Raw genomic sequence first — 8,068 nt, 5'->3', positions numbered from 1 at the left:
GGGGGGGGCCCGGAGCCGCTGTTCGACCTGAAGGTGGCCGCGCGGCCGACGTTCTGGGTGGCTGCGGTGGCAGGCATCATCGTGTTCGGAACCCTGATGGGCGCGATGTTCGTCGGGCAGCAGTTTCTGCAGAACGTGCTCGGTTACTCCACGCTCGCCGCCGGGTCGACGATCCTCCCCGCCGCCGCGTGCATGCTCGTCGTGGCTCCGTACTCGGCCCGCCTGGTCGAGAGCCGGGGTGCCCGCACCACATTGCTGCTCGGCTACGCGTTCATCCTCCTCGGGCTCACCGTCGCACTGACGATGTGGGACGAGACCTCCAGCTACTGGCAGATCGCCCTCGCGTACGCCTTCGTCGGGGCCGGGGTGGGTTTCGCCGGCACGCCCGCCTCGCGCTCGCTCACCGGCTCGGTGCCGGTGACCCGCGCCGGGATGGCGTCCGCGACGGCCGACCTGCAGCGGGACCTGGGCGGGGCCGTGATGCAGTCGGTCCTCGGGGCGTTGCTCACCGCCGGGTACGTGGCGTCGATCTCGGCGGCCGTCGCATCGTCGCCGGACGCGGACGAGATCAGCGACCAGACCCAGGCTGCGCTGACCAAGTCGTTCGCGAGTGCCGCCGATCTCGCGGAGCGGTACCCGCAGTACGCCGACGCCATCATGGCCGCGGCGCGCGCGGCATTCCTCGCCGGGGACACGAAGGCATATGCCGCCGCCCTTCTCGTCGTCGCCGCCGGAGCCGTCCTGGTGTTCTTCGCATTCCCGAAACGCGACGCCGAACGGCGGCTGCTCGCGTCGTACCGCGCTCGAGACGAACGCGCCGAGCCGGCGGTGGACGAACGCGCCGAGCCGGACGGCCGGTCGGAGGCCGCGCCCGGCGACGTGGACCGTTAGCGCGGTTCGCCGCCGCGGTGCCGGGTCAGCGCGGTTCGCTGCTGCCGTGCAGGGCGCCGACTCCGGCGACGATCACCAGCGCGATGCCTGCCGCCGCGGCGGGCTGGACCCATTGGCCGAGCACCAGCGCACCCGCCAGTGCCGCCGCCGCCGGTTCGAGGGCGATGAGGATCGCGAACACGTTTCTCGGCAGATCGCGCAGCGCCCGCATCTCCAGGCTGTAGGGGATCACGGAGGACAGCAGGGCCACCACCGCCCCGGCGCCGAGAATCGCAGGATCGGCCAGGCCGGCGCCGGCGGTTCCGAGACCGAAGGGCAGGACGAGCACCGCCGCGACGGTGGTGGCGACGGTCAGGCCCGCCGCGCCGGAGACGGTGGCGGCCACGTGCGAGCCCGCGACGATGTACCAGGCCCAGCCGGCCGCGGCGAGCAGCGCGAATCCGACCCCGGCCGGGTCGAGCGCGTCGCCGTCCCCACCGAGGCCGCGCGCCCCGAGGAGGGCCACCCCGGCCAGCGCGAGGGCCACCCACAGCGCGTCCCGCGGGCGGCGGGAGAGCACCGCGGCGAGGGTGAGCGGTCCGAGGAACTCGATCGTGACCGCTGCCGCGAGCGGGAGCCGGGCGATCGCCACGTAGAAGAAGCCGTTCATCGCGGCCAGGCTCACCCCGAGGGCGGCCGCGCCGCGCCACTGCGCCCGGCCCCAGTGCCGCACCGACGGCCGTACCGCCGCCCACAGGATCACCGCGGCGAGCGTCAGCCGCAGCGTGACCGTGCCGAGGGCGCCGACGTCGTCGAACAGGGTGCTGGCGAAGGCCGCACCGAACTGCAGGGAGAGCACCGAGCCGAGCACGGCCGCGACGGGCACGGTCCGGCTGCCGCCTCGTGGCGCCCGTGCCGTGCTGCTCATGCGTCCTCCGGAAGTCCCGGGATCCGTCGTCCCGCGTGTGACGAATGTTGCCGCACGGCAGCACGATCGGCAGCAGCGGCGACGCCGCGCAATAAAACAATCACGAGAGCTTGCTTTTCCGTGCCGCGAGTGTGACTCTGGTCGCATGACGGAGCTGCAACCGCTTCTCGACGATCTGCGTGCCGAGGGCGAGGACCTCGATGCCCTCGTCGCCGACCTCCCGGACGAGCGCTGGGCGACTATGACGCCCGCCGAGGGCTGGACCATCGCCCACCAGGTCGGGCATCTGCTGTGGACCGATCGGGCCGCCCTCACCGCCGTCGAAGACCCGGAGGCGTTCGTCGCCGGGCTCGGCGAGATCACCGACCCGGACCGCTTCGTCGACGACGGGGCGCGGGAGCAGGCCCGCCGGCCGCCGGCCGAACTGCTCGCCGACTGGCGCGCGGCGCGACGCGCCCTCGCCGACGCCCTCGCGGCCGTTCCGGCCGGGACCAGGATCGTCTGGTACGGCCCGCCCATGAGCGCGGCTTCGATGGCCACGGCGCGGCTGATGGAGACCTGGGCGCACGGCGCCGACGTGGCCGACGCGCTGGGCGTCCCCCGGACCCCCACCCACCGGCTGCGCCACATTGCCCATCTCGGTGTCCGCACCCGCGACTTCGCGTTCACCGTGCACGGGCGCACCCCGCCGGCCGAGCCGTTCCGCGTCTGCCTCACCGCTCCCGACGGGCGGGAGTGGACGTGGGGTCCCGAGAGCGCCGCCCAGACCGTCACCGGATCCGCCGTCGACTTCTGCCGCCTGGTGACCCAGCGGGTCCACCGCACCGACACCGACCTCGTCGCCACCGGACCGGACGCGGATGCATGGCTCGAGCTCGCGCAGGCGTTCGCCGGTCCGCCCGGCGCCGGGCGCACCCCGGACGGAGCGACCGCGTGAACGCGCAGCCGGCGGGCCGTGCGGTGCGCATCGGGAACTGTTCCGGCTTCTACGGCGACCGGCTCGCAGCTATGCGGGAGATGCTCGAGGGCGGCGAACTCGACTACCTGACCGGCGACTATCTCGCCGAGCTGACCATGCTCATCCTCGGCCGGGATCGGATGAAGGACCCGGAACTCGGCTACGCCAAGACGTTCCTGCGGCAACTCGAGGACTGTCTCGGGCTCGCCGTCGACAAGGGCGTGAAGATCGTCGCCAATGCGGGGGGACTCAACCCCGCCGGGCTGGCGACGGCCGTGCGCGACCTCGCCGGCCGGCTCGGACTCGACGTCGCCGTCGCCCACGTCGAGGGCGACGATCTCATCGCCCGGGCCGCCGAACTCGGGCTGGCCGCCGATCCGCCGCCCCTGACCGCCAACGCCTACCTCGGCGCCTGGGGCATCGCCGAATGCCTGACCGCCGGCGCCGACCTCGTCGTCACCGGCCGGGTCACCGACGCGTCGGTGATCGTCGGTCCCGCGGCAGCCCACTTCGGTTGGGCCCGGGATGATTTCGACGCTCTCGCGGGCGCGGTGGCAGCCGGGCACGTGATCGAGTGCGGCGCCCAGGCCACCGGCGGCAACTACGCCTTCTTCACCGAGATCGCCGATCTCGACCGGCCGGGCTTCCCGATCGCCGAGATCGAGGCCGACGGAAGTTCCACGATCACCAAGCACCCGGGCACCGGCGGCGCCGTCACCGTCGGCACCGTGACCGCCCAGCTGCTGTACGAGGTGACCGGGGGCCGCTACGCCGGCCCCGACGTCACCACCCGCCTCGACACCGTCCGGCTCACCCCGGACGGCCCGGACCGGGTCCGCATCAGCGGCGTCCGCGGTGAGGCGCCGCCACCCACGCTCAAGGTCTCCCTCAACGCCCTCGCCGGCTTCCGGAACGAAGCGGTGTTCGTCCTCACCGGTCTGGACATCGAGGCCAAGGCCGCCCTGGTGCGGCGGCAGGTGGAGGCGAGCCTGACCACCCGGCCCGCCGAGCTCGAATGGACACTCGCCCGCACCGACCATCCGGACGCCGACACCGAGGAGGCGGCCAGCGCCCTGCTGCGCTGCACCGTCCGCGACCGCGACCCGAAGGTCGTCGGCCGCGCCTTCTCGTCGGTCGCCGTCGAGTACGCGCTGGCCAGCTACCCGGGCTTCGCGCTGACCGCCCCGCCCGGCAACGGACAACCGTACGCGGTGTTCACCCCCGGCTACGTCGGCGCCGCCGAGGTGCCGCACACCGCGGTGCTGCCCGACGGCAACCGGGTCCCGATTCCGTGCGTCACCCCGACGCGTGCACTCGAACCCGTCGGCGAACCCGAGCTCCCCGAGCCGCTACCGCCCGGGCCCGCACGACACGCACCGCTCGGACTCGTCGCCGGCGCCCGCAGCGGCGACAAGGGCGGCGACGCGAACGTGGGGGTGTGGGTGCGCACCGACGACCAGTGGCGGTGGCTGGTGCACACCCTCACCGTCGACACGTTGAAAACCCTCCTGCCCGAATCGAAGAACCTGACCGTGACACGTCACGTGCTGCCGAACCTGCGGGCGGTGAACTTCGTGATCGAGGGCATCCTCGGCCGCGGCGTCGCCTCGCAGGCCCGCTTCGACCCGCAGGCGAAGGGTCTCGGCGAGTGGCTGCGCAGCCGATACCTCTACATCCCCGAGGTCCTCCTGGAGGGCGGCGGGACAGCGAACCCCGAGAGGAAGTACACCGAGTGAGCATCTGGGACACCCCCGAACGCCGCGAGCTGCGCTCGACGGTCCACTCCTTCGTCCGGCGCGAGATCCTGCCGCATCTCGCCGCGTGGGAGCGCGACGGTGAACTGCCCCGCGAACTGCACAAGAAGGCCGCCGCTCTCGGGCTGCTCGGCGCCGGATTCCCCGAGGCCGTCGGCGGTTCCGGGGGCGACGCGGCGGACACCCTCACTGTGTGCGAGGCCTTCCACGAGGCCGGCGCCTCCGGCGGCGCCTTCGCCTCCCTGTTCACCTGCGGCATCGCCCTGCCACACCTCGTCGCCGCCGGCGACGAAGCGCAGATCGGCAAGTGGGTTGCCCCGACCCTCGCGGGCGAGCTCGTCGGCTCCCTCGCGATCACCGAACCCGGCGGCGGCTCCGACGTCGGGCACCTGACCACCACCGCCGTCCGCGACGGCGATCACTACATCGTCGACGGCGCCAAGACCTACATCACCTCCGGCTGCCGCGCCGATTTCGTCGTCACCGCTGTGCGCACCGGCGGCCCCGGTGCCGCCGGTGTCTCGCTGCTCGTGATCGAAAAGGGCACACCGGGTTTCACCGTCTCGCGCAAGCTGGACAAGATGGGCTGGCGTGCCTCCGACACTGCGGAACTGTCGTTCGCCGGTGTGCGCGTGCCGGTCTCGAATCTCGTCGGAGCCGAGAACAGCGGCTTCGCGCAGATCGCGCAGGCGTTCGTCGCCGAGCGGATCGCCCTCGCCGCCCAGGCCTACTCGAGCGCGCAGCGGTGCCTGGATCTGACCGTGTCCTGGTGCCGGGACCGCGAGACGTTCGGCCGGCCCCTGATCTCCCGGCAGTCGGTACAGCGCACCCTCGCCGAGATGGCACGGCGCATCGACGTCGCGCGGGTGTACGGCCGGCGGGTCGTCGAGCGATCCCTCGTCGGTGACGGCGACCTCGTCGCCGAGGTGTGCTTCGCCAAGAACACCGCCGTCGAGGCCGGGGAGTGGGTCGCACACCAGGCCGTGCAGCTCTTCGGCGGCCTCGGCTACATGGCCGAGTCCGAGGTCGAACGACAGTACCGCGACATGCGCATCCTCGGCATCGGCGGCGGCACCACCGAGATCCTCACCGAACTTGCCGCGAAACGATTGGGGTACACCGCGTGAGCATCCTGCAGACGACCGTCGACCCGTCCTCGGCGGAGTACGCCGCCGCGGCCGAGGCGATGGCCGCCCAGCTGGCAGAGCTCGAAGCCGAACACGCCAAGGCCCTCGCCGGCGGCGGGGAGAAGTACGTCCGACGGCACCACGAACGCGGCAAGCTGCTGCCACGCGAACGGATCGAACTGCTCCTCGACCCCGATTCGCCGTTCCTCGAGCTGTCCCCGCTCGCCGCCTGGGGCACCGAGTTCCCGGTCGGCGGCAGCACCGTCACCGGAATCGGCGTCGTCGAGGGCGTCGAATGCCTGATCGTCGCCAACGACCCCACCGTCCGCGGCGGCACGAGCAACCCGTGGACGCTGCGAAAGGGATTCCGCGCCAACGACATCGCGATGCAGAACCGGCTGCCGGTCATCTCCCTCGTCGAGTCGGGCGGCGCCGACCTCCCCACCCAGAAGGAGGTGTTCATCCCCGGCGGGCGCATGTTCCGCGACCTGACACAGCTGTCCGCCGCCGGGATCCCGACCATTGCCCTGGTGTTCGGCAATTCCACCGCGGGTGGCGCCTACATCCCGGGCATGTCGGACCACGTGGTGATGATCGAGAAGCGGTCGAAGGTGTTCCTCGCCGGGCCGCCCCTGGTGAAGATGGCCACGGGCGAGGAATCCGACGACGAATCCCTCGGCGGCGCGGAAATGCACGCCCGCACCTCCGGCCTGGCCGACTACTACGCGGTCGACGAACCCGACGCGATCCGGATCGGCCGGGGCATCGTCCGTCGTCTGAACTGGCGCAAGCAGGGCCCCGAACCCCACCCGGAGGTACGCGAGCCCCGCCACGATCCCGAGGAACTGCTCGGCATCGTGCCCGCCGACCTCAAGGTGCCGTTCGACCCGCGCGAGGTGATCGCCCGCATCGTCGACGACTCCGACTTCGACGAGTTCAAGCCGCTGTACGGGTCGTCGCTCGTCACCGGCTGGGCCCGTCTGCACGGCTACCCGGTGGGAATCCTCGCCAACGCCCGCGGCGTGCTGTTCAGCGAGGAATCCCAGAAGGCCACCCAGTTCATCCAGCTCGCCAACCGTGCGAACACGCCACTGCTGTTCCTGCACAACACCACCGGCTACATGGTCGGCCGCGAGTACGAGGAACGCGGCATGATCAAGCACGGTTCGATGATGATCAACGCCGTCTCCAATTCGACGGTGCCGCACATCTCGATCCTGCTCGGCGCCTCCTACGGGGCCGGCCACTACGGGATGTGCGGCCGCGCCTTCGACCCGCGGTTCCTGTTCGCCTGGCCCAGCGCCAAGTCCGCGGTGATGGGCGGCGCACAGCTCGCGGGCGTCATCTCCATCGTCGGACGGGCCGCTGCCGAGGCGCGCGGTCAGGCGTTCGACGAGGCCGCCGACGAGGCGATGCGCGCGGCGATCGAGAACCAGATCGAGGCGGAGTCGCTGCCGATGTTCCTGTCCGGCCGGCTCTACGACGACGGGGTCATCGACCCGCGCGACACCCGCACCGTGGTGGGGATGTGCCTGTCGGCCATCGCCAACGCGCCGATCGAGGGCACCGACAGCTTCGGTGTCTTCCGGATGTGAGGCAGCAGTGAACCGTTCCGACACCGTCACCACCGTGCTCGTCGCCAATCGCGGCGAGATCGCCCGCCGGGTGTTCGCCTCCTGCCGGCGGGCCGGCCTCGGCACCGTCGCCGTGTTCTCCGACGCGGACGCCGACAGCCCGCACGTCACCGAGGCCGACGTCGCGGTGCACCTGCCCGGCACTGCCCCCGCCGACACGTACCTCCGCGGCGAGGCGATCATCGCGGCTGCCCGCACGGCGGGGGCCGACGCGATCCACCCGGGGTACGGGTTTCTCTCGGAGAACGCCGAATTCGCGAGGGCGGTCCTCGACGCGGGACTGACCTGGATCGGGCCGGACCCGGACTCCATCGCCCGGATGGGTTCGAAGGTCGAGGCCAAGAAGATCATGGCCGACGCCGGCGTGCCGGTGCTGGCCGAGCTGGACCCGGCCGCGGTGACCGAGGCCGACCTGCCCGTGCTGATCAAGGCCTCCGCCGGGGGCGGCGGCCGCGGCATGCGGGTCGTCCGCGACCTGGCCGAACTGTCCGACCAGCTCGCCGCGGCCCGACGTGAGGCACAGTCCGCATTCGGCGACCCGACGGTGTTCTGCGAGCGCTACCTCGAAACGGGGCGGCACATCGAAGTGCAGGTCCTCGCGGACCGGCACGGGACCGTGTGGGCGGTGGGGGAGCGCGAATGCTCGATCCAGCGGCGGCATCAGAAGGTGGTCGAGGAGGCCCCGTCGCCGCTCGTCGACGCCACCCCCGGCATGCGGGAGCGGCTGTTCGAGGCGGCCCGGCGCGCCGCGCACGCCATCGACTACGAGGGCGCCGGGACGGTCGAGTTCCTCGCGA

General features: G+C 72.2%; 7 protein-coding genes. 6 read left to right on the top strand and 1 reads right to left on the bottom strand.

What is annotated here, in order from left to right; all coding sequences use genetic code 11:
- Nucleotides 1-891: MFS transporter (locus tag OEY_RS27855; RefSeq protein WP_010591992.1), on the top strand; the 891-nt coding region annotated here is incomplete at its 5' end.
- Between the two features lie 25 nt (nt 892-916).
- On the opposite strand, the gene OEY_RS0100445 is transcribed toward OEY_RS27855, so the two are convergent.
- The gene (locus tag OEY_RS0100445) at nt 917-1,798 is read right to left on the bottom strand and encodes an EamA family transporter (protein ID WP_026137587.1); all 882 of its coding nucleotides are present in this window, start codon (nt 1,796-1,798) and stop codon (nt 917-919) included.
- Nucleotides 1,799-1,943: 145 nt separating this feature from the next.
- Between OEY_RS0100445 and OEY_RS0100440 the strand changes: the two genes are divergently transcribed.
- The 5 genes from OEY_RS0100440 to OEY_RS0100420 form a co-directional block, all read left to right on the top strand.
- On the top strand, nt 1,944-2,735 hold the full coding sequence (locus tag OEY_RS0100440) for a TIGR03084 family metal-binding protein (RefSeq protein ID WP_010591990.1): 792 nt from the start codon (nt 1,944-1,946) through the stop codon (nt 2,733-2,735).
- Nucleotides 2,732-4,492: an acyclic terpene utilization AtuA family protein gene (locus tag OEY_RS0100435; protein WP_010591989.1), complete on the top strand. Its 1,761-nt coding sequence runs from the start codon at nt 2,732-2,734 to the stop codon at nt 4,490-4,492. The genes OEY_RS0100440 and OEY_RS0100435 overlap by 4 nt, the downstream gene beginning before the upstream one ends.
- Entirely contained in the window at nt 4,489-5,637 is a 1,149-nt protein-coding gene (locus tag OEY_RS0100430; RefSeq protein WP_010591988.1) for an acyl-CoA dehydrogenase family protein, read from the top strand. Before OEY_RS0100435 ends, OEY_RS0100430 begins: the two co-directional genes overlap by 4 nt.
- A complete protein-coding gene (locus tag OEY_RS0100425; RefSeq protein ID WP_010591987.1) occupies nt 5,634-7,232 on the top strand; it encodes an acyl-CoA carboxylase subunit beta in 1,599 nt (532 codons plus the stop codon). Before OEY_RS0100430 ends, OEY_RS0100425 begins: the two co-directional genes overlap by 4 nt.
- A 7-nt stretch (nt 7,233-7,239) precedes the next feature.
- A partial coding sequence (locus OEY_RS0100420) for an ATP-binding protein (protein ID WP_010591986.1) occupies nt 7,240-8,068 on the top strand: 829 nt, incomplete at its 3' end.

The sequence above is a fragment of the Rhodococcus sp. P14 genome (assembly GCF_000256505.1).
Lineage (GTDB): Bacteria > Actinomycetota > Actinomycetes > Mycobacteriales > Mycobacteriaceae > Rhodococcus > Rhodococcus ruber.
This window is presented reverse-complemented; position numbering and strand designations above follow the sequence as displayed.

What these genes read in the sequence shown, in the direction of transcription:
- OEY_RS0100445 (WP_026137587.1), bottom strand. Translation starts at nt 1,798, where the DNA reads ATGAGCAGCACGGCACGGGCGCCACGAGGCGGCAGCCGGACCGTGCCC.
- OEY_RS0100440 (WP_010591990.1), top strand. Translation starts at nt 1,944, where the DNA reads ATGACGGAGCTGCAACCGCTTCTCGACGATCTGCGTGCCGAGGGCGAG.